The 19,142-nt window shown below is 64.0% G+C and carries 17 protein-coding genes and 1 pseudogene; 8 read left to right on the top strand and 10 right to left on the bottom strand.

Going from position 1 to position 19,142, the window contains the following annotated elements; all coding sequences use genetic code 11:
• Nucleotides 1–162 precede the first annotated feature (162 nt).
• The 5 genes from pcaF to pcaR form a co-directional block, all read right to left on the bottom strand.
• On the bottom strand, nucleotides 163–1,368 hold the full coding sequence (gene pcaF, locus K2O50_RS21380; RefSeq protein WP_177330820.1) for a 3-oxoadipyl-CoA thiolase: 1,206 nt from the start codon (nucleotides 1,366–1,368) through the stop codon (nucleotides 163–165).
• Entirely contained in the window at nucleotides 1,365–2,144 is a 780-nt protein-coding gene (locus tag K2O50_RS21385) for a CoA-transferase subunit beta (RefSeq protein ID WP_050703910.1), read from the bottom strand. Before K2O50_RS21385 ends, pcaF begins: the two co-directional genes overlap by 4 nt.
• Entirely contained in the window at nucleotides 2,141–3,001 is an 861-nt protein-coding gene (locus K2O50_RS21390) for a CoA transferase subunit A (RefSeq protein WP_050703909.1), read from the bottom strand. The genes K2O50_RS21385 and K2O50_RS21390 overlap by 4 nt, the downstream gene beginning before the upstream one ends.
• A gap of 167 nt (nucleotides 3,002–3,168) precedes the next feature.
• On the bottom strand, nucleotides 3,169–4,515 hold the full coding sequence (locus tag K2O50_RS21395; protein ID WP_050703908.1) for an MFS transporter: 1,347 nt from the start codon (nucleotides 4,513–4,515) through the stop codon (nucleotides 3,169–3,171).
• Nucleotides 4,516–4,875: 360 nt separating this feature from the next.
• Complete coding sequence (gene pcaR / locus K2O50_RS21400; RefSeq protein WP_050703907.1) at nucleotides 4,876–5,745, bottom strand: pca regulon transcriptional regulator PcaR; 870 nt, start codon at nucleotides 5,743–5,745, stop codon at nucleotides 4,876–4,878.
• Nucleotides 5,746–6,307: 562 nt separating this feature from the next.
• Between pcaR and K2O50_RS21405 the strand changes: the two genes are divergently transcribed.
• The gene (locus K2O50_RS21405) at nucleotides 6,308–6,508 is read left to right on the top strand and encodes a hypothetical protein (RefSeq protein ID WP_050703906.1); all 201 of its coding nucleotides are present in this window, start codon (nucleotides 6,308–6,310) and stop codon (nucleotides 6,506–6,508) included.
• 312 nt (nucleotides 6,509–6,820) lie between these two features.
• Nucleotides 6,821–8,293 (top strand): inorganic phosphate transporter, encoded by a 1,473-nt coding sequence (locus tag K2O50_RS21410; protein WP_028690222.1) that lies wholly within the window; start codon nucleotides 6,821–6,823, stop codon nucleotides 8,291–8,293.
• A gap of 123 nt (nucleotides 8,294–8,416) precedes the next feature.
• On the opposite strand, the gene K2O50_RS21415 is transcribed toward K2O50_RS21410, so the two are convergent.
• Entirely contained in the window at nucleotides 8,417–9,892 is a 1,476-nt protein-coding gene (locus tag K2O50_RS21415) for a helicase HerA-like domain-containing protein (RefSeq protein ID WP_050703905.1), read from the bottom strand.
• A gap of 316 nt (nucleotides 9,893–10,208) precedes the next feature.
• Here K2O50_RS21415 and K2O50_RS26975 point away from each other — a divergent pair.
• From K2O50_RS26975 to K2O50_RS21435, 5 genes and pseudogenes are all read left to right on the top strand, one after another.
• Nucleotides 10,209–11,033, top strand: a pseudogene (locus K2O50_RS26975) (cache domain-containing protein); the annotation flags it as partial.
• Nucleotides 11,034–11,174: 141 nt separating this feature from the next.
• The gene (locus K2O50_RS26980; RefSeq protein WP_371263123.1) at nucleotides 11,175–11,939 is read left to right on the top strand and encodes a methyl-accepting chemotaxis protein; all 765 of its coding nucleotides are present in this window, start codon (nucleotides 11,175–11,177) and stop codon (nucleotides 11,937–11,939) included.
• Between the two features lie 157 nt (nucleotides 11,940–12,096).
• Nucleotides 12,097–13,218 carry a glycosyltransferase family 1 protein gene (locus K2O50_RS21425; protein ID WP_050703903.1) on the top strand — a complete coding sequence of 374 codons (1,122 nt, stop codon included), beginning with the start codon at nucleotides 12,097–12,099 and terminating at the stop codon, nucleotides 13,216–13,218.
• Entirely contained in the window at nucleotides 13,211–13,975 is a 765-nt protein-coding gene (locus K2O50_RS21430) for a DUF2334 domain-containing protein (protein ID WP_050703902.1), read from the top strand. The genes K2O50_RS21425 and K2O50_RS21430 overlap by 8 nt, the downstream gene beginning before the upstream one ends.
• Nucleotides 13,972–14,961 (top strand): lysylphosphatidylglycerol synthase transmembrane domain-containing protein, encoded by a 990-nt coding sequence (locus K2O50_RS21435; RefSeq protein WP_050703901.1) that lies wholly within the window; start codon nucleotides 13,972–13,974, stop codon nucleotides 14,959–14,961. The genes K2O50_RS21430 and K2O50_RS21435 overlap by 4 nt, the downstream gene beginning before the upstream one ends.
• A 154-nt stretch (nucleotides 14,962–15,115) precedes the next feature.
• On the opposite strand, the gene purU is transcribed toward K2O50_RS21435, so the two are convergent.
• A complete protein-coding gene (gene purU, locus K2O50_RS21440; RefSeq protein WP_050703900.1) occupies nucleotides 15,116–15,967 on the bottom strand; it encodes a formyltetrahydrofolate deformylase in 852 nt (283 codons plus the stop codon).
• Nucleotides 15,968–16,267: 300 nt separating this feature from the next.
• Between purU and mvaT the strand changes: the two genes are divergently transcribed.
• Nucleotides 16,268–16,645, top strand: coding sequence for a histone-like nucleoid-structuring protein MvaT (gene mvaT, locus K2O50_RS21445; protein ID WP_050703899.1), 378 nt, complete (start codon nucleotides 16,268–16,270; stop codon nucleotides 16,643–16,645).
• Nucleotides 16,646–16,720: 75 nt separating this feature from the next.
• Here the strand turns inward: mvaT and sbcB are convergent, their stop codons facing one another.
• The 3 genes from sbcB to K2O50_RS21460 form a co-directional block, all read right to left on the bottom strand.
• Entirely contained in the window at nucleotides 16,721–18,151 is a 1,431-nt protein-coding gene (gene sbcB, locus K2O50_RS21450) for an exodeoxyribonuclease I (protein WP_050703898.1), read from the bottom strand.
• A 61-nt stretch (nucleotides 18,152–18,212) separates the two neighbouring features.
• Nucleotides 18,213–18,572: a PilZ domain-containing protein gene (locus K2O50_RS21455; protein ID WP_023631126.1), complete on the bottom strand. Its 360-nt coding sequence runs from the start codon at nucleotides 18,570–18,572 to the stop codon at nucleotides 18,213–18,215.
• 123 nt (nucleotides 18,573–18,695) lie between these two features.
• A complete protein-coding gene (locus K2O50_RS21460; RefSeq protein ID WP_050703897.1) occupies nucleotides 18,696–19,082 on the bottom strand; it encodes a tol-pal system YbgF family protein in 387 nt (128 codons plus the stop codon).
• Between the last annotated feature and the right edge of the window lie 60 nt (nucleotides 19,083–19,142).

Below are 19,142 nucleotides of genomic sequence, written 5' to 3' on the forward strand. Positions count from 1 at the left end.
TGTTTTTACTCCTGGGAGGTCACTGCAAAGTCTAGACATACCCAGTAACAATCTCGTTCCACTGTCGCCCAATCGCGGGGCAAGCCCGCTCCCACGATTGCCCGCGCAATTGCCAGGAAACAGCGTGGGAGCGGGCTTGCCCCGCGATTGGGCCGGTGCCGGTCAAACCCGCTCGATGGCCAACGCCAGGCCCTGACCGACGCCCACGCACATGGTCGCCAGCCCCTTGCGCCCGCCACTCTTCTCCAGCTGATGCAACGCCGTCAGCACCAACCGCGCCCCGCTCATCCCCAGCGGGTGCCCCAGGGCGATCGCACCGCCGTTGGGATTGACCTGCGGCGCATCATCCGCCACGCCCAGCTCGCGCAGCACCGCCAGCCCCTGACTGGCAAACGCCTCATTGAGCTCGATGACATCGAAATCCGCCACCGCCACACCCAGCCGTTCAGTCAGCTTGCGCACCGCCGGCACCGGGCCGATACCCATTACCCGCGGTGCCACGCCGGCACTGGCCATGCCCAGCACCCGGGCCCGTGGGGTCAGGCCATGCTTTTTCACCGCCTCGGCCGAGGCCAGGATCAATGCGGCGGCGCCATCGTTGACGCCCGAGGCATTGCCTGCGGTAACCGTCTTGTCAGGGCCATTGACCGGCTTGAGCCTGTTCAGCGCCTCCAGCGTGGTGTCCGGGCGCAGGTGCTCATCCTGCTCGACCACGGTCTCGCCTTTTTTATGGGCGATACGCACCGGCACGATCTCTTCGGCGAAGTAACCGGCAGCCTGCGCGGCGGCGGCCTTCTGCTGGCTGCGCAGGGCGAAGGCGTCCTGATCCGCGCGCGACACCTGGTAATCGTCAGCGACGTTGTCGGCGGTCTCGGGCATGGAGTCCACGCCATGCTGCGCCTTCATCAACGGGTTGACGAAGCGCCAGCCGATGGTGGTGTCCTCGAGCTTCATGTTGCGCGAGTAGCCGCTCTCGGCCTTGCCCATCACGAACGGCGCGCGGGACATCGACTCGACGCCACCGGCAATGGCCAGTTCCATCTCGCCACTGGCGATGGCGCGAAACGCGCTGCCGATGGCGTCCATGCCCGAGGCGCACAGGCGGTTGAGGGTCACGCCGGGAATGCTCTGCGGCAAGCCTGCCAGCAGCAGCGCCATGCGCGCCACGTTGCGGTTGTCCTCGCCGGCCTGGTTGGCGCAGCCGAGGAACACTTCGTCGAGCAGCTCCCACTGCACCTGCGGATTGCGCTCGACCAGCGCCTTGAGCGGCACCGCCGCCAGGTCATCGGCGCGCACACTGGCCAAGGCGCCGCCAAAGCGGCCAATGGGGGTACGGATGGCGTCACAGATAAAGACATCACGCATCAGGCTTCTCCTGCCGTCTGGCCATGGGCGGCGGCGGTGCGCGCTTCGAGGTCGCGCAGGGCGGACAGCTCGACGTCGCTGGGTGCTGCGGTCTGCTGCACGTCGTCGGCGAAGCGGATCGCCCAGCCAGTGGCGGCAACGATCTGCTCGCGGGTCACGCCCGGGTGGATCGACGTGACCACGAATTCATGGGTGTCCGCTTCCGGCTCCATGATGCACAGGTCGGTGATGATGCCGACCGGCCCATCGCCAGGCAGGCCCAGGCGCTTGCGCGAGTCGCCGCCTTCGCCGTGGCCGACCGAGGTGATGAAATCGAGCTTGTCGACGAAGGCGCGCGGCGACTGCTTGAGGATGATCAGCACCTGCTTGGCGGAACCGGCGATCTCCGGCGCGCCGCCGGCACCCGGCAGGCGAGTCTTCGGCGCGTGGTAGTCACCGACCACCGTGGTGTTGATATTGCCGAAGCGGTCGACCTGGGCCGCGCCGAGGAAGCCGACATCGATGCGCCCGCCCTGCAGCCAGTAGCGGAAGATCTCGCCGGTCGGCACCACGGTGTCGGCAGTCTCGGCCAACTCGCCGTCACCGATGGACAGCGGCAGCACGCTCGGCTTGGCGCCGATCGGGCCGGACTCGTAGATCAGCACGACATCGGGCGAGGAGGTCAGGCGCGCCAGGTTGGCGGCCTTCGACGGCAGGCCGATACCGACGAAGCACACGGCACCGTTGCGCAGGCGGCGGGCCGCCGCGACGGTCATCATCTCGGAAGTGGAATAGCTCATTGCGCGGCCTCCGCGGTGCTGGCCAGCCTGGCCTGGAATTCGGTGAAGTCTCGGGTGCCACGGATGAAGGTGTCGATCCAGGCGGTGAACGACTCGCGGTTGCGGGCGATCGGGTCCCAGGCCTGGTAGAAGCGGTTGTCGCGCTCGTAGTAGCCGTGGGCGTAGGACGGGTGGGCGCCGCCGGGCACCAGGCACACCGCGCTGAGCGCCCAGGTCGGCAACACGCAGGCATTCATCGGCGCATTCAAGTCATCGACGATCTCCTCGACGGTGACGATGCAGCGCTTGGCCGCCAGGGCCGCTTCCTTCTGTACGCCGAGAATGCCCCACAGCAGCACGTTGCCCTTGCGGTCGGCTTTCTGCGCGTGGATCACGGTGACGTCCGGGCGCACCGACGGCACGGCGGCGAGCACTTCACCGGTGAACGGGCAGGTGACGCTCTTGATCAGCGGGTTGACCTTCGGCAGGTCGGAGCCGGCGTAGGCGCGCAGCACCGCGAACGGCAGGCCGGAGGCGCCGGCGACATAGGCGTTGGCCAGGTCGGCGTGGCTGTGCTCCTCGATCTCGATGGCGTGCGGCCACTGCTTCTCCACCGCGTCGCGCAGGCGGTGCAGCGAACCGACGCCGGGGTTGCCGCCCCAGGAGAAGATCAGCTTGCTCGCGCAGCCGGCACCGATCAGCTGGTCGTAGATCAGGTCCGGAGTCATGCGCACCAGGGTCAGCTCGCGCTTGCCCTGGCGGATGATCTCGTGACCGGCCGCCGTCGGGATCAGGTGGGTGAAACCTTCAAGGGCGACGCTGTCGCCATCCTGGATAAACTGCTTCACGGCCTCGTGAAGCGAGAGGATTGCTGCCATTGGAGACTCCTGGTCAGGTCGAGTCGAGTCAGTGAGCAGCGGGCCATTGCGTCGCTGCGATGGGCCCAGATTACGGCGGCTGTCGGGGTGGTAACAATCCGATAATCGCACTTTTGTGCGATTATCGAACCATTTGTTACTCTGCTATTAAACGCGCCCCTATTGCCTCAAGTCGCGTCGGCGTGGCTTACCAGCCCCTTGACCACTACGCCGATGGTGGCCAGCGCCGCCGGCACCAGAAGCGCGGTCAACACCTGCTCGAAGGTCCATCCCAGACCCAGCAGCGTCGCCCCGCTCCAGGCACCGAGGATTGCACCGAAGCGACCGATCCCGAGCATCCACGACACCCCGGTGGCGCGCCCCTGGGTTGGGTAGAACCGCGCCGCCAACGACGGCATGGCCGATTGCGCGCCGTTCACGCACATGCCGGCGACCAGCACCAGCGTGGCCAGCAAGGTGATGTTGCCCAGGCTCTGCCCCACGGCATAGGCGAATACACCCGCCAGCAGGTAGAAGACGCCGATCACCTTGTGCGGGTTGAACCGGTCCATCGCCCAACCCACGGCCACCGCGCTGAGCACGCCGCCGAACTGGAACAATGCGCCGATGAAGGCGGCCTGCTCCATGCTCGCGCCGCTGTCACGCATCAGGGTCGGCAGCCAGCTGGTCAGCAGATAGACGATCACCAGGCCCATGAAGTAGGTCAGCCACAGCAGCACGGTGCCCAGGCCATAGGTGCCCGAGAAGATCACCGCGAACACGTTGCGCGCCGCCACCGCCTTCTGCTCCGGCACACTGAAGCTCGCGGCCTGGGCCACCAGGGCCGGGGCGATCGGTGCCAGGGTCCGGCGTACCTTCTCGGTGCCGCGGTTGCGCACCACCAGGAACCGCGCCGACTCCGGCAGCCAGACCAGCAGCACCAGCGCCAGCAGCAATGGCAGCACCCCGCCGATCACCAACAGACTGTGCCAGCCGTAGGCCGGGATCAGCTTGGCCGAGATGAAACCGCCCCCGGCCATGCCCAGGTTGAAACCACAGAACATGCTGGTCACCAGCAGCGACTTGAGCCGCTCCGGGGTGTACTCGGAGAGCAAGGTGGTGGCATTGGGCATGCCCGCCCCCAGGCCCAGGCCGGTCAGAAAGCGCAGCACCAGCAACTGGTCGACATTGGTGGCGTAGGCCGAGGCCAGGCTGAAACCGCCGAACACCAGCACCGCCCCCACCAGCACGCCCTTGCGCCCGAAGCGGTCGGCCAGCGGCCCGGAGCCGAGGGCGCCGAACACCATGCCGATCAGCGCGGCGCTCATCACCGGGCCGAGGCTGGCACGGTCGATGCCCCATTCCTGGGACAGCGCCGGGGCGATGAAACCCATGGCGGCAGTGTCCAGGCCATCGAGGAAGACGATCAGGAAGCACAGGATCACCACCCGCCATTGATATCGCGACAGCGGTTGGTCGTTGATGAGGGACTGGACATCGAGGCAGTTGCCGACAGCGGATTGTGGCTTGTTCATTGTTGTTATCCGGGAGTTGGGCACAGGCAGGCTACCGCGCATCGCTGATGCGCAGGAACAGGAAACGGTGGATACGACGACTGGGGATCAGCCGGCGTGAAGCAGCACTGCGCGCGGGTGCGGCCGCGACAGCGAAGGGATGGTCTTCATGGGGATGCCCTCGGGCCTGTTGTTATTGTCCGGTCGGCGAAGCCGACTCGTGCGACAGACATTAATCAGCAGGCGTGGGCGGCGCAATTCGTCGGGAACGACACTGTGCGTTTATCGAACAGGAAACGGCAGCCCGTGTTCGACTATTCAGCGCACCCGGTGCAGGAGCCGGTTTACCGGCGATGGGGCGCAGCGCGCCCCCGGTGTTGTTCAGCCAAACAACTGGTGACACAGGTCCCGGCTGGCCGCCAGCAGGATCGGCAGGAAGCGCTGCTCCAGTTCCCCACGGCTGACCCGACCGACATGAGTACTCACGTTCAACGCCGCCAGCACCTGCCCCGAGGCGTCATAGATCGGCACGGCAATCGAACGCAACCCCTGTTCCAGCTCCTGGTCGACCACACACCAGCCCTGCTCGCGCACCTGTTGGATACAGGCGAACAGCGATGCCGGGTCGTGCAGGGTACGGCTGGTCCGCGCCTTGAGGTCCGCCCGTTCCAGGTACTCGTGCAGGCTTGCGTCGTCCAGCGCCGCCAACAAGATACGCCCCATCGACGTGCAATAGGCCGGTAACCGCCCGCCGACCGACAGGTCGACCGAGATCAACCGTTCGACCGTAGCCGAGCGCGCTATATAAAGGATGTCGTCGCCTTCCAGCGTGGCCATGTTGGCCGCTTCGTGAAGCTGGTCGCTGATCCGGTCGAGGTAGGGCTGTGCCGACACCGCCAGCGGTGTGGACGACAGGTAGGCATGGCCAAGGGTCAGCACCTTGGGCAACAGCGAATAGGTGCGCCCGTCGGTGGTGGCGTAACCCAGTTTCATCAAGGTATGCAGGCAACGCCGCACCGCCGCCCGGGGTATTTCCGTACGGTGGCTGATCTGGGCGATGGTCAGGTGCCGCTTGCGCTCCTGGAACGCCTGGATCACCGCCAGGCCACGAGCTAGGGAGGTCATGAAATCCGGATCACCGGTGAAGGCCTGGATGCGCTTGGCCGCGGACGCCACGATCGGTGGTGCCAGGGTGGGGCTGGTATTGCGCGCGGGCTCGTTCGCTGGCGGGCCGCTGGTTTCTTCGCTCATGGACATGCCTCAAAAAAATCGCTACCTCGTTCGATTATCGAACGAACGGCCGATAATCGCAATTGACCGCTGACACTTTTGCTTATACCTTTCCCCTGCCACATGTGGCTTCTTTGGAGAGACTGGTCAGGTACCCACCGTAGAAGTCCCAGGCAACGGCCTCGCCTCCCAGCGAGGCCGTTTTCATTTCCGACACCCACCGGCAAACTTGCCTACCACAACAACTTGAACTTTCAGCAGTCCGCTCGGACAAAACCTCTCAAAGAATAACTTCAGGTCTATTGTCAATGGCGGGTAAAGAACGATAGCCTTCGAATTGCCGATTGCTATACTCGGTTCATGTTGATTGTCTGCGCTGTATAACGGATCCAATCGACAAACTTTCGTTGCCTTCCTGACGCCTGCCCGCTGCCTGAGCAGTGGCTTGTCGTGTGGTGCGCCGCAGGTCGCCCTTCCACACCCTGTCCTTGCAGTGCAACGATGTGTTCGCGTTGCCGAATTTCCACATCCTGCGTGTGTATTTAACGGCTGACGCCCAACTTCAACTTATTCAGGTATTACTGTGACGAAAGAAGAACTGCGCGCGGAACTCGAGCGCCAGGCCGAACGTTACAAGGATGTATACGGTGGTGAAGTCACCACCTATGCCGCACAACCCGACCCGGAACGCAAACCCTGGCGTAAACGCGCCAGCATTCTCGACCAGGCCTTCGCCCAGGAAATCGAGAAGATCGAAAAGGAACTGCGCAGCGACGGCGAGTGAAGCCAAGAGATGTCATAGCGCCACTATCGAGCAACGATTGCGGCAAGGCATCCTGGGTGAAAATGCTCGATATGAAATGGAATCACACAAATTTCATACAAGCGTTTAAATTGCGGACTCTCTACAAAAATCGTCTCAAATCGCTGATTTTTCTGAGATTTATCGATTTTTTACGACGATTTTGCGCGAAAGCTCACCTGCGCCATGCAGGTGCGGGGTCGCCATTCCCCTGCCATCGGTCAGTGGCGGGTGCATCGATTGCCATGGTTTTCTGGCATAATCCGCCCCCCCTAAGACCGCCAGACAACCTTCATGATCGATTTATTCAGCGGACTGGATGCCTGGGTTATCGTGAGCCTGACGCTCGCTCTGACCTTCGTGCTCGCATTCGAGTTCATCAATGGCTTTCATGACACCGCCAACGCGGTAGCCACTGTCATCTATACCAAGGCCATGCCACCGCACCTGGCCGTGTTCTTCTCCGGTGTGTTCAACTTCCTCGGGGTTCTGCTCGGTGGTGTCGGGGTGGCCTACGCCATCGTCCACTTGCTGCCGGTCGAACTGCTGATCAATGTGAACACCGGTCACGGCCTGGCCATGGTCTTCTCGCTGCTGGCCGCGGCCATCACCTGGAACCTCGGCACCTGGTACTTCGGTATCCCGGCCTCCAGCTCGCACACTCTGATCGGTTCGATCCTCGGCGTCGGCCTGGCCAATGCCCTGCTCAGCGACATTCCGCTGGGCGACGGCGTCAACTGGCAGAAGGCGATCGACATCGGCATGTCCCTGGTGCTCTCGCCCATGGCCGGCTTCGCTGTCGCCGCCCTGCTGCTGATCGGCCTGAAATGGTGGCGTCCGCTGTCGAAGATGCACAAGACCCCGGACCAGCGCCGCAAGCTCGACGACAAGAAGCACCCACCGTTCTGGAACCGCTTGGTGCTGGTGATCTCGGCCATGGGCGTAAGCTTCGTGCACGGCTCCAACGATGGCCAGAAAGGCATCGGCCTGATCATGCTGGTGCTGATCGGCATCGTCCCGGCCAAGTTCGTCCTCGACCTGAACAGCACCACCTACCAGATCGAACGCACCCGCGACGCCACCCTGCACCTGAGCCAGTTCTACCAGCGCAACGCCGCCACCCTGGGCGAGTTCCTGGCGCTGGGCAAGGCGCAGGCGAGCGACCTGCCGGAACAGTTCAGCTGCAACCCGCAGCAGACCGAGCCGACCATCGCCGCACTGCAATCGTCGCTGGCCGGGGTGACCGACTACCGCGCCCTGAGCGCCGAGAAGCGCGTCGAAGTGCGTCGCTACCTGCTGTGCCTGGACGACACGGCGAAGAAGGTCGGCAAGCTGCCGGGTCTGCAGGCCCGTGAAAAGGCTGACCTGGAGAAACTGCGCAAGGACCTGACCGCCACCACCGAGTACGCACCGTTCTGGGTGATCGTCGCCGTCGCCCTGGCCCTGGGCCTGGGCACCATGGTCGGCTGGAAGCGCGTGGTGCTGACCGTCGGCGAGAAGATCGGCAAGCAGGGCATGACCTACGCCCAGGGCATGTCGGCACAGATCACCGCGGCCTGCGCCATCGGCATGGCCAACGTGTTCAGCCTGCCGGTGTCCACCACCCACGTGCTGTCGTCGGGCGTCGCCGGTACCATGGTCGCCAACAAGAGCGGCCTGCAGGGCGGCACCGTGAAGACCATCCTGCTGGCCTGGGTGCTCACCCTGCCGGCAACGATGGGCCTGGCCGCCGGCCTGTTCTGGCTGGCCACCAAGGCCATCGGCTGAGTGCTGATGCAGTAACTGAAAAAGGCGCCCCTTGCGGGGCGCCTTTTTTGTATCCGTTGTCCCGTCCTGAATAAGGTTTACACGTGGGAGCGGGCTTGCCCCGCGACAGGGGCCAGGACGGGCCTAGCGTTTCTTTCCTCCCAACAACGACCCCATCAACCCACGCACCAACTGCCGCCCCAATTGATTGGCCGCCTGGCGCACCGCCGACTTGATGGCCTGCCCCGCCGCGCTCTGCAGGAACTCACCGGCCTTGTCGGCGAAGCTGTCCTCATCGGCCTTGGCCTGGGGCGCCGGCTCCACCGGTTCGCCCTTGCGCTGGGTAAGCATTTCATAGGCCGACTCACGGTCGACCGGCTTGTCATAGCGCCCGGCCAGCGGCGATGCCGCGATCAGGGCCTGCCGCTCGACTGCGCTCAACGGCCCGATCCGCGACTGCGGTGGCGCGATCAGCACCCGCTGGACCATGGCAGGCGTGCCTTTCTCTTCCAACGTCCCGACCAGAGCCTCACCAATGCCCAGCTCAGTCAGCACCGCCAGGCTGTCGAACGTCGGGTTGGGTCGGAAACCATCGGCCACCGCGCGCAGCGACTTCTGCTCCTTGGCGGTGAATGCCCGCAGGCCGTGCTGGATACGCAGCCCCAACTGAGCCAGTACCGCATCCGGCAGGTCGCCCGGCGACTGGGTGACGAAATACACCCCAACGCCCTTGGAGCGGATCAGCCGCACCACCTGCTCCAGACGATCCTGCAACGCCTTGGGCGTACCGTTGAACAGCAGGTGCGCCTCATCGAAGAACAGCGCCAGCACCGGCTTGTCGGCATCGCCGCGCTCCGGCAGCTGCTCGAACAGTTCAGCCAGCAGCCACAGCAGGAAGGTCGCATAGACCTTGGGCGCGTCATGTACAAGGCGGCTGGCGTCGAGCAGGTGGATACGCCCGCGACCGTCGCCTTGCGGGCGCAGCAGATCCTCCAGCTGCAGCGCCGGCTCGCCGAACAGCGCTTCAGCGCCCTGCTGTTCCAGGGTCGCCAGTCGGCGCAGCAAGGCCTGCGTGGAAGCGCTGGTCATCAAGGCGCTGTCTTCGCCCAGCAGCTGGGGGTTGTCCTTCAGGTGCGCGAGCAGGGCCTTGAGGTCCTTCAGGTCGAGCAGCAGCAGACCTTCGCGATCGGCCACCTTGAACGCCGCATACAAGGCAGCCTGCTGGCTGTCGGTGAGTTCCAGCAGGTTGCCCAGCAGCAACGGTCCCATTTCGCTCAGGGTGGTGCGCAACGGATGCCCCGATTGCCCGGCGATATCCCAAAGACTCACCGGATAAGCCTGGGGCTTGTGGTTCAGCCAGGGCATGCCGGCAATCCGCTCGGCCACCTTGCCCTGGGGCGCCCCGGCCGCGCCCAGGCCGCACAGGTCGCCCTTCACATCCGCGGCGAATACCGCGACCCCGGCATCGCTGAACAGCTCGGCCAGGTGTTGCAGGGTGACCGTCTTGCCAGTGCCGGTGGCGCCGGCCACCAGGCCGTGCCGGTTGGCCAGGCGCATGGACTGGGATACCGGCTGACCATCAGGACCTGCTCCTACTACCATTCGTAAGGAATCTGACATCTTCTTTCATCCCCTGCTCAAGTTCCGTCGCGTGACAGCCGATATTTCAAAATGATTCTACCCAGAAAGACAGTAACAACCCGAAAAGGACCCACGGGAATTGTTGCACTGTTTTCCAACCGTGCTTTGTGCGAACGACCCGATAAAAAACCTTAGCGGACACGATCACGTTATGAATAAAAGCCTTCGTTTCAGCCACAAGATTCTTCTGGCGGCATCACTGATCGTGATACTCGCCTTCAGCCTCTTCACCCTCTACAACGACTACCTCCAGCGTAACGCCATTCGCGAAGACCTGGAGAACTACCTGGCTGAGATGGGCGAGTCCACCTCCACCAATATCCGCAACCTGTTCGAAGGGCGTATCAAGCTGGTCGAAAACGTCGCCCAGAACATTGCCCAGTACCCACAGAACACCGGCACCCTGCTGGGCCAGAACGCGCTGACTTCGAGCTTCCAGACCATCTACCTGGGCCAGCCCGACGGCACCTTCACCGTGCGCCCGGACACCAAGATGCCCGACGGCTACGACCCGCGCGTGCGCCCCTGGTACAAGGACGGCCTCAACGCCAACGGCCCGATCCTCACCGAGCCCTATATCGACATGGCCACCAACGAGCTGGTCATCTCGATCATCAGCACCGCCTCGCGCTCGGTCGGCGTGGTCGGCGGCGACCTGGCCCTCGACGGCCTGGTGCAGATCATCAACTCGCTGGATTTCGGCGGCATGGGCTACGCCTTCCTGGTCAACGACCAGGGCAAGATCCTGGTGCACCCGGACAAGAACCTGGTAATGAAATCGCTGTCGGACCTGTTCCCGCAGAACACGCCCAGGCTGTCCGGCAACCTGACCGAAGTGACGCTCAACGGCGAAACCCGCCTGCTGACCTTCACTCCGGTCAAGGGCCTGCCTTCGGCCAACTGGTACATCGGCCTGTCGGTGGACAAGGACAAGGCCTTCTCGATGCTCAGCACCTTCCGCACTTCGGCGGTGATCGCCACGCTGGTGGCGGTGGTGATCATCATCGCCCTGCTCGGCCTGCTGATCCGCGTGCTGATGCAGCCGCTGCACACCATGACCCGCGCCATGTCGAACATCGCCGAGGGTGAAGGCGACCTGACCCGCCGCCTGGAAATCCACAACCACGACGAGTTCGGCATCCTCGGTACCGCCTTCAACCGCTTCGTCGAGCGCATCCACGGTTCGATCCGCGAAGTGTCCTCGGCCACCGAGCAGGTCAACGAAGTGGCTCTGCGGGTGATCAGCGCCTCGAACTCGTCGATGAGCAACTCCGACGAGCAGTCCAACCGCACCAACAGCGTCGCCGCCGCCATCAACCAGCTCGGCGCCGCCGCCCAGGAGATCGCCGGCAACGCCGCCCAGGCCTCGCAGCATGCCAGCTCGGCGCGGCTGCTGGCCGAGGAAGGCCAGCAGGTGGTGCAGCGCAACATCGATGCGATGAACCGCCTGTCGGACCTGATCGTCACCTCCAGCGAGCATATCGAGACGCTGAACAACAAGACCGTCAACATCGGCCAGATCCTCGAAGTGATCACCAGCATTTCCCAGCAGACCAACCTGCTCGCCCTCAACGCCGCCATCGAGGCTGCCCGCGCCGGCGAGGCCGGACGTGGTTTTGCCGTGGTCGCCGACGAAGTGCGCAACCTGGCGCACCGCACCCAGGAGTCGGCGCAGCAGGTTCAGACCATGATCGAGGAGCTGCAGGTCGGCGCCCGCGAGTCGGTCGACACCATGGGCCAGAGCCAGCGTCACAGCCAGGACAGCATGGACATCGCCAACCAGGCCGGCGAACGCCTGGGCAGCGTCACCCAGCGTATCGGCGAGATCGACGGCATGAACCAGTCGGTGGCCACCGCCACCGAAGAGCAGACCGCCGTGGTCGACTCGATCAACATGGACATCAACGAGATCAACATGCTCAACCAGGAAGGCGTCGAGAACCTGCAGGCCACCCTGCGCGCCTGCTCGGACCTCGAGCAACAGGCCGGCCGCCTCAAGCAGCTGGTCGGCAGCTTCCGCATCTGACCCGCCGCCCGCTCCCTTCATGGGAGCGGGCTTGCCCGGCACCGGCCCCCCGCCCAACCTCGATCGAACAAACTATCCTTCAAGTAGGTCAACCCTCAGGCGCGTCATCACCGGTTCATTACCGCCGGATGACACACCCGAGGACGATCCCGGAGGGATGCTGATCGTGCACATCGCCGACATCACCATGTTCTACGCCCCGGCCAGCGGCGGCGTGCGAACCTATCTTGATGCCAAACACCGCCACCTCGACGCCATGCCCGGCGTTCGCCACAGTCTGCTGATCCCCGGAGCCAATGCCAGCCAGGTCGATGGTGTCTACCACGTACCTGCTCCACCCCTGCCCTTCGGCAACGGCTACCGCTTCCCGGTGCGCCTGGCACCCTGGTGCAAGGAACTGCGCCGCCTGCGGCCCGACCTGATCGAGGTCGGCGACCCCTACCTCACCGCCTGGGCGGCCCTGGAGGCGCGGCGCAAGCTCGATGTGCCGGTGATCGGTTTCTATCACTCCGACCTGCCCCTGCTGGTGAGCAACCGCATGGGCAACTGGTTCACCCCCAATGTCGAGGCCTATGTCAGCAAGCTCTATGGGCATTTCGACCGGGTCCTGGCACCCAGCCAGGTGATGGCCGACAAGCTGCGCCGGCTGGGCGTGGAGAACGTGCACGTGCAGCGCCTGGGCGTGGACCTGGCGCTGTTCAACCCAGACCGGCACGACCCTGGCCTGCGCGCCGAGCTGGGCATCGCCGATACCAGCCGCCTGCTGGTGTTCGCCGGCCGCGGCTCGCGGGAAAAGAACCTGCCGGTGCTGCTCGACTGCATGCACGCGCTCGGCCAGCCCTACCACCTGCTGCTGGTGGGCTCGAACATGCCGGCCAGCGTGCCGGGCAATGTCAGCGTGATCGATCACTTCTGCCCGCCCACGCAGGTCGCCCGGCTGCTGGCCAGCGCAGACCTGCTGGTGCATGCCGGCGACCAGGAAACCTTCGGCCTGGTGATCCTCGAGGCCATGGCCAGCGCGACGCCCGTGGTGGCCGTGCGTGCCGGCGCCTTCAGCGAAATCATCGACGAACGCTGCGGCCGGCTGTGCCCACCCAACGATGGCCAAGCCATGGCCGCAGCCGTGCGCGAAGCGTTCGACAGCGGTGTGGACCAACTGGGCCGTCAGGCACGCCAACACGTGGAGCGCCATTACAGCTGGGACACCGTGGTCAACGGCCTGCTCCAGCATTACCAGGCGGTGCTCGGCCACCCGCTGCCGGTGCGCGCCCATGGCTGAGGGCCACGCCGACACGCGCAGCCTGATGCTGGTGCTGCACGATATCGCGCCGGAAACCTGGCCGGACTACCAACCCTTCGTCCAGGCCATCGACGCCCTGGGCGGGGTGCCCATGACCTGGCTGGTGGTGCCGGACTTCCACCACCGCAACCCGCTGATGCGCTCACCCACCTTCTGCCGCCTGCTCGAGCGTCGCCTGGCCCAGGGCGACGAGCTGGCCCTGCATGGCTACTACCACGCCGACGATGGCCCGCCACCGCGCGGACCGGGCGAATATTTCATGCGCCGGATCTATACCCACGAAGGCGAGTTCCATGGGCTGGACCAGGCAGATGCCCTGCAACGCCTGCAGGCCGGGTTGGCACTGTTCGAGAAACAGGGCTGGCCGGTGGCAGGCTTCGTCGCCCCCGCCTGGCTGATGAGCGAAGGCACGCGCCAGGCGTTGCGACAATTGCCACTGCGCTATACCAGTTCGCCGCGCCACCTGTACCGGCTGCCGGATTTCACTGCTTTCGATGCCCCGGGACTGGTGTGGAGTGCCCGCAGCGCCTGGCGCCGCGGCCTGTCGAGGGTGGTCAGCGACTGGCAATGCCGCCGCTGGCGCGAAGCCGACACCCTGCGCCTGGGCCTGCACCCGGTCGACATGCGCCACGCCAGCGCACGCAATTACTGGCTCGATACCCTGCACCAGCTGCTGGCCCAAGGCCGTGAGCCACTGACCAAGTCTGCCTGGCTGGCGCGCCAGGCCGACTCATGAAGCGCCTGGGCTGGCTGGCCCTGGCACTGCTGCTGGCAGTGCTGGTACCCGCCCTGCTCGGCGGCAGCGACCTGCTCCCGCGCCTGCGCGCCTTCGACCCCGGGTTGCTGCTGCTGTTGCTGGCGATGATCCTGCTGTGCTGGACCCTCAATGCCGCCCGGCTACGCCTGCTGCTGGGTGACCAGGGCGCGCAGGTGGGACGGATGCACAGCCTGGGCGTGGTGATGGCCACCGAGTTCGCCATCTGCACCACGCCCGGCGGCAGCGGTGGCCCGTTGACCCTGATGACACTGCTGGCGCGCAAGCACATCACGCCATCACGCAGTGGCGCGGTGTTCGCCATGGACCAGTTGAATGACCTGCTGTTCTTCTTCTGCGCAATGCTGGCGATTTCCGCCTATGCCCTGTTCCACCACCTCGGCCACAGCCAGGCACAGATGCTGCTGGGCAGCGCCCTGCTGCTGTGTGCGGTACTTGCGGGGATCTTCCTGCTGCTGCGCTATCGACGCGCGCTGATGCGTGGCAACGGCCGGTTGTTGCGTCGCCTGGGCATGGCGCCGGCACGCCGAAGGCGATGGGCGCGCAAGCTGCTGCGCTTTTTCCATGCCCTGGCCAAGACCTGGCGCATGCCTCGGCGCACGTTGGCGCTGGTGTTCACCCTCACCTGCGCGCACTGGTGCCTGCGCTACAGCGTGCTATATCTGGCATTGCGGGGTTTGGGGGTGGACCTGGCGTGGATTGCCAGTTTCCTGGTGCAGATGCTCTCGCTCAGTGCCGGGCAGTTCAGCCTGTTGCCGGGCGGCGCCGGCGCGGCGGAGCTGACCTCGGCGACCTTGCTGTCACCGCTGGTGGGCAGCTCGACGGCAGCCGCGGCGATCCTGATCTGGCGCGCGGTTACCTATTACTTCTATCTGCTGGCGGGTGGGCCGGTGTTCCTGTACCTGCTGGCGCGTCCACGACTGGAGCGTCGTCGCCAGACGGGTTGAGTCGCCCCCAGAGTTCGGCGGCACCGGGAAACTCGGTGCCGTCCTCATCGCTCAACGCCTCGGGGTCGAAGCGGGCCAGGCAGCCTTCGCCCAAGGTCGGTGGCGCCGAGGCGCCGGCCTTGTCACGCGGGTCTGCCATGCCATGGCCCTCGACTCAGTTGAACACCACGGTCTTGTTGCCATGCACCAGCACGCGGTCTTCCAGGTGGTAGCGCAGGCCACGGGCCAGGACCATCTTCTCCACGTCACGGCCGAAGCGCACCATGTCCTCGATGCTGTCGGCGTGGCTGACACGCACCACGTCCTGCTCGATGATCGGGCCGGCGTCCAGCTCTTCGGTCACGTAGTGGCAGGTCGCGCCGATCAACTTCACGCCGCGCAGTGCCGCCTGGTGGTACGGCTTGGCACCGACGAACGAGGGCAGGAAGCTGTGGTGGATGTTGATGACCTTTTCCGCGTATGCCTGGCACAGCTGCGGCGGCAGGATCTGCATGTAGCGCGCCAGCACCACGGCGTCGGCGTCGTATTCGGCGACCAGGCGCGAGACCTCGGCGAACGCCGGCTGCTTGTCCTTGGGATCGACCGGTACATGGTGGAATGGAATGCCGTGCCACTCGACCATGCTGCGCAGGTCATTGTGGTTGGAGATCACGCAAGGGATCTCGCAGTCCAGCTCGTCGGTGTGCCAGCGGTGCAGCAGGTCGGCCAGGCAGTGCGACTCACGGCTGGCCATCAGCACCACGCGCTTCTTCTGCGCCGAGTCGGTGATCCGCCAGGTCATGGAGAACTCTTCGGCGATCGGGGCGAACGCCTCGCGGAAAGCCTCGATACCGAACGGCAGGGACTCGGCGCGAATCTCATGGCGCATGAAGAACCAACCGCTCTGCTCGTCGGAGTGGTGGCTGGCTTCGTTGATCCAGCCATTGTAGAGGGCCAGGAAATTACTGACTTTTGCCACGATGCCGACGCGGTCGGGGCAGGCAATCACCAGTCGATAGGTGCGCATGAGGGAGACTCCAGAACTTCGCAAAGGCGCATATTCTAGCGGCCTGCCGGGAAAAACGCAGTAAGCATCTACACCCTCGCATCAGCAAGCTCAAGGACACAGTCGCACAGGCCTATTCCCTTCTTCCCAAGGGGAAATGGCCAGTGGCCCAGACAAATTGTAAATTTTTCTTAACCTAATGACTGCGCAGTCAGTGCCTACTATTAAATCAGTGATCAATATTAAATTGTTTACTTGAGAGTTTCGCCTGTCTATTATTGCCCCACTGTCTCTCTCTGAACATGCATTAAGGAACACACCATGTCCCTGATCAACGAATACCGCGCCACCGAAGAAGCCATCAAGGAACTTCAAGCCCGCCTGGCCAACCTGTCGCAAGACGGCAAGCTGCAAAAAGAGCTGGAGTTCGAAAAGAAACTGCGCGAGCTGATGGCCGAAAACGGCAAGTCGCTGCGTGACGTGATCGCCCTGCTCGATCCGGAAAGCAAACTGAGCAAAGCCCCGCGCGGCGCAGTCAAGGCCACCGGCACCAAGCGTGCGCGCAAGGTCAAGCAATACAAGAACCCGCACAACGGCGAGGTTATTGAAACCAAGGGTGGCAACCACAAGACCCTGAAAGAGTGGAAAGCCAAGTGGGGCGGCGACGTCGTCGAAAGCTGGGCTACCCTGCTGGACTGATTCGCCTGAAAGGCGCGTTGGTTTCAACATGAAAAACGCCGGCACTTGCCGGCGTTTTTTGTTTATCTGCACATTTCAAAGCTGGTACTGCACTTTCAGTTGCCGGACATGGGTTTGCCAGGCCTCCAGCACCTGCCGTCCCGCTTCGCTGGCGTCGCTCCAACTGCTCTGGCATGCCTGCTCGAAGTCCGCCAGGGTATTAGGCGCACCGTAAGAAGGATCAGTAAGCCGCTGCTGACAGAACGCATGCCAACGCGCGCGCTCTTGTTCATCAAGGGTGTCGGAAAAGTTTCGCGCGCGATAGCGGAACAACAGTTCCGGCAGTCGCGGGTCATCGAACATCCATTGTCCATGTGCCAATTGCGCCGGATCCACACGCCGCACTTGTTCGCTCAGGCGCTTGTCCCGGTCACCGAAAAAACCGTCATACAACTGTTGCTCCGGGTCTTCGCTGGGGGCAAAGCCTTCTTCCTGATAAATGATGTCCAGCTTGTCTGCCCAAATGGCCTGCTGATTGGCCAATTGCTCCGCCCGGCCCTGCAATGCCGACAACTCGAGCCCTAGGCGTTGTTGGTCGGCCGGGCGCAATACCGATAGTGGCGCCAATACCGGGCAGCGGTTGATATGCACCAACTTCAGCGGTACCGGTAGTTCGCCCTGGGCCATGTCTTCGTGCCGCGTATACAGGCGCTGGCGCAATGCTTCTGCACTTTCCTGGAGCAGCGGCGAAGCATCTTGTTGCAAGTCGCAGACAATCAGCGCGTTGCGGTTGCGCGGATGCCAGGCCAAAGGCAGTACCACGCCGATATAGTTGCGCTGGGCCGAGAAACGTCCGGATACATGTACCAGTGGCTGCAATAGCCGAACCTGTTCCATGACCTTGTGCTTGCTGCGCAACTGGAACAGCCAGGCATATAACCGCGGCTGCTTCTCGCGAATCAAGCGGGCCAGGGCAATGGTCGCCCGCACGTCGGAAAGCGCCTCGTGGGCATGGCCGTGGTCGATGCCATTGGCCTTGCTCAGCAGTTCAAGGCGCAGACTGGTGCGCCCATCCTGCTGTGGCCAGACGATCCCCTCGGGGCGCAGCGCATAGGCGGTGCGGACCACATCGATCAGGTCCCAGCGGCTGTTGCCGCCCTGCCATTCCCGGGCGTAGGGGTCGAAGAAGTTGCGGTAGAGGCTGTAGCGGGTGACCTCATCGTCGAAACGCAGGGTGTTGTAGCCCGCAGCGCAGGTGCCGGGACGGGCCAACTGATCGTGCACCCGGGTCATGAATTCGGCTTCGCACAGGCCCTGGTCGGCCAGTTGCCGGGGGGTAATGCCAGTCACCAGGCAGGCCGCCGGATGCGGCAGGATATCGTCGGAGGGGCGGCAGTAGAGGCTGATTGGCGCCTCGATCTCGTTGAGGTCGAGGTCGGTGCGCACACCGGCCACCTGCAGCGGGCGGTCGCTGCGCGGATTGATGCCGGTGGTTTCGTAGTCATGCCAGAAAATGCTGGAGCTCACGGGGTCTTCCTGTATCGAGGTCGACCAGAGTCTAACGGCACGTGGGAGGGCTGGGCCAGCCTCAGGCGGAGGCGTTCATGGGGCGGAAGCTGAAGAAGTCACGCAGGGAGCGGACGAACTCATCGTATTCCTGCGGTGCCTGCAGCAGCATGAAGCCGGCATCGAAATGCCCCGGCGTCTCATCCTCGCGGCACCACAGGCAACTGGCCGTCAGGTTGATAAATTGCAGGCCGCCGCCGGCGAGGGGCACCCGTAGCTGCAGTTCGAAGTCCGGCCCCACCAGCACCGGCAACTGGCTGATCAGCATCAGGCCGTCTTCCGAGGCGTTGCCCAGATAGCCGATCTGCTGGTCGGTGCAGCGGTTGAACACCTTGAGCACGCAAGGCAGTTGATGACGTTGTATGTGTCGCTCGATAAACATGATCGCAGTGAAATCCTGTACCTGGGGCCAGGAAGACAAGGTACTGGCGATGATCGTGACAACTCTCTAACAGATTAGCCCAGTCCGACGGACGGACTACATGAAATCATCGACACATTAGGATTAACGCCAAGGTGTAGTGTTCACCGGACTGGCCACCGTCGCCTCGCTGCCGCGCAGGTGCCCGAGCTTTTCCAGCGTCTGCAGACGGGCCTGGGCACGGTAGGCGTACTCGTTGCGCGGGTACTGCTGGATCAGGTACTGGTAGGTCTGCGCCGCGTCGACGAAGAGCTTCTGCCGCTCCAGGCACTGGCCACGCAGCAGCGACACCTCCGGGTGGATGAACGGACGGGCGCGGCTGGTGCGGTCGACCTGCGACAGTTCCAGCATGACTTTCGCGCAATCGCCACGGTCGTAGGCGCGGTAGGCGTTGTTCAAGTGGTGGTCCATGGACCAGCGGGTGCAGCCGACGACACTGGCCGCCATGGTCAAAACGATCAGGGTGCGCATGGGAATTCTCCTTTGATGGGCAGTGTATCGGCCTTTCACGACAAATCTTCACCGCCATTT

This window comes from Pseudomonas sp. 2hn (genome assembly GCF_019646095.1).
GTDB lineage: Bacteria > Pseudomonadota > Gammaproteobacteria > Pseudomonadales > Pseudomonadaceae > Aquipseudomonas > Aquipseudomonas peradeniyensis.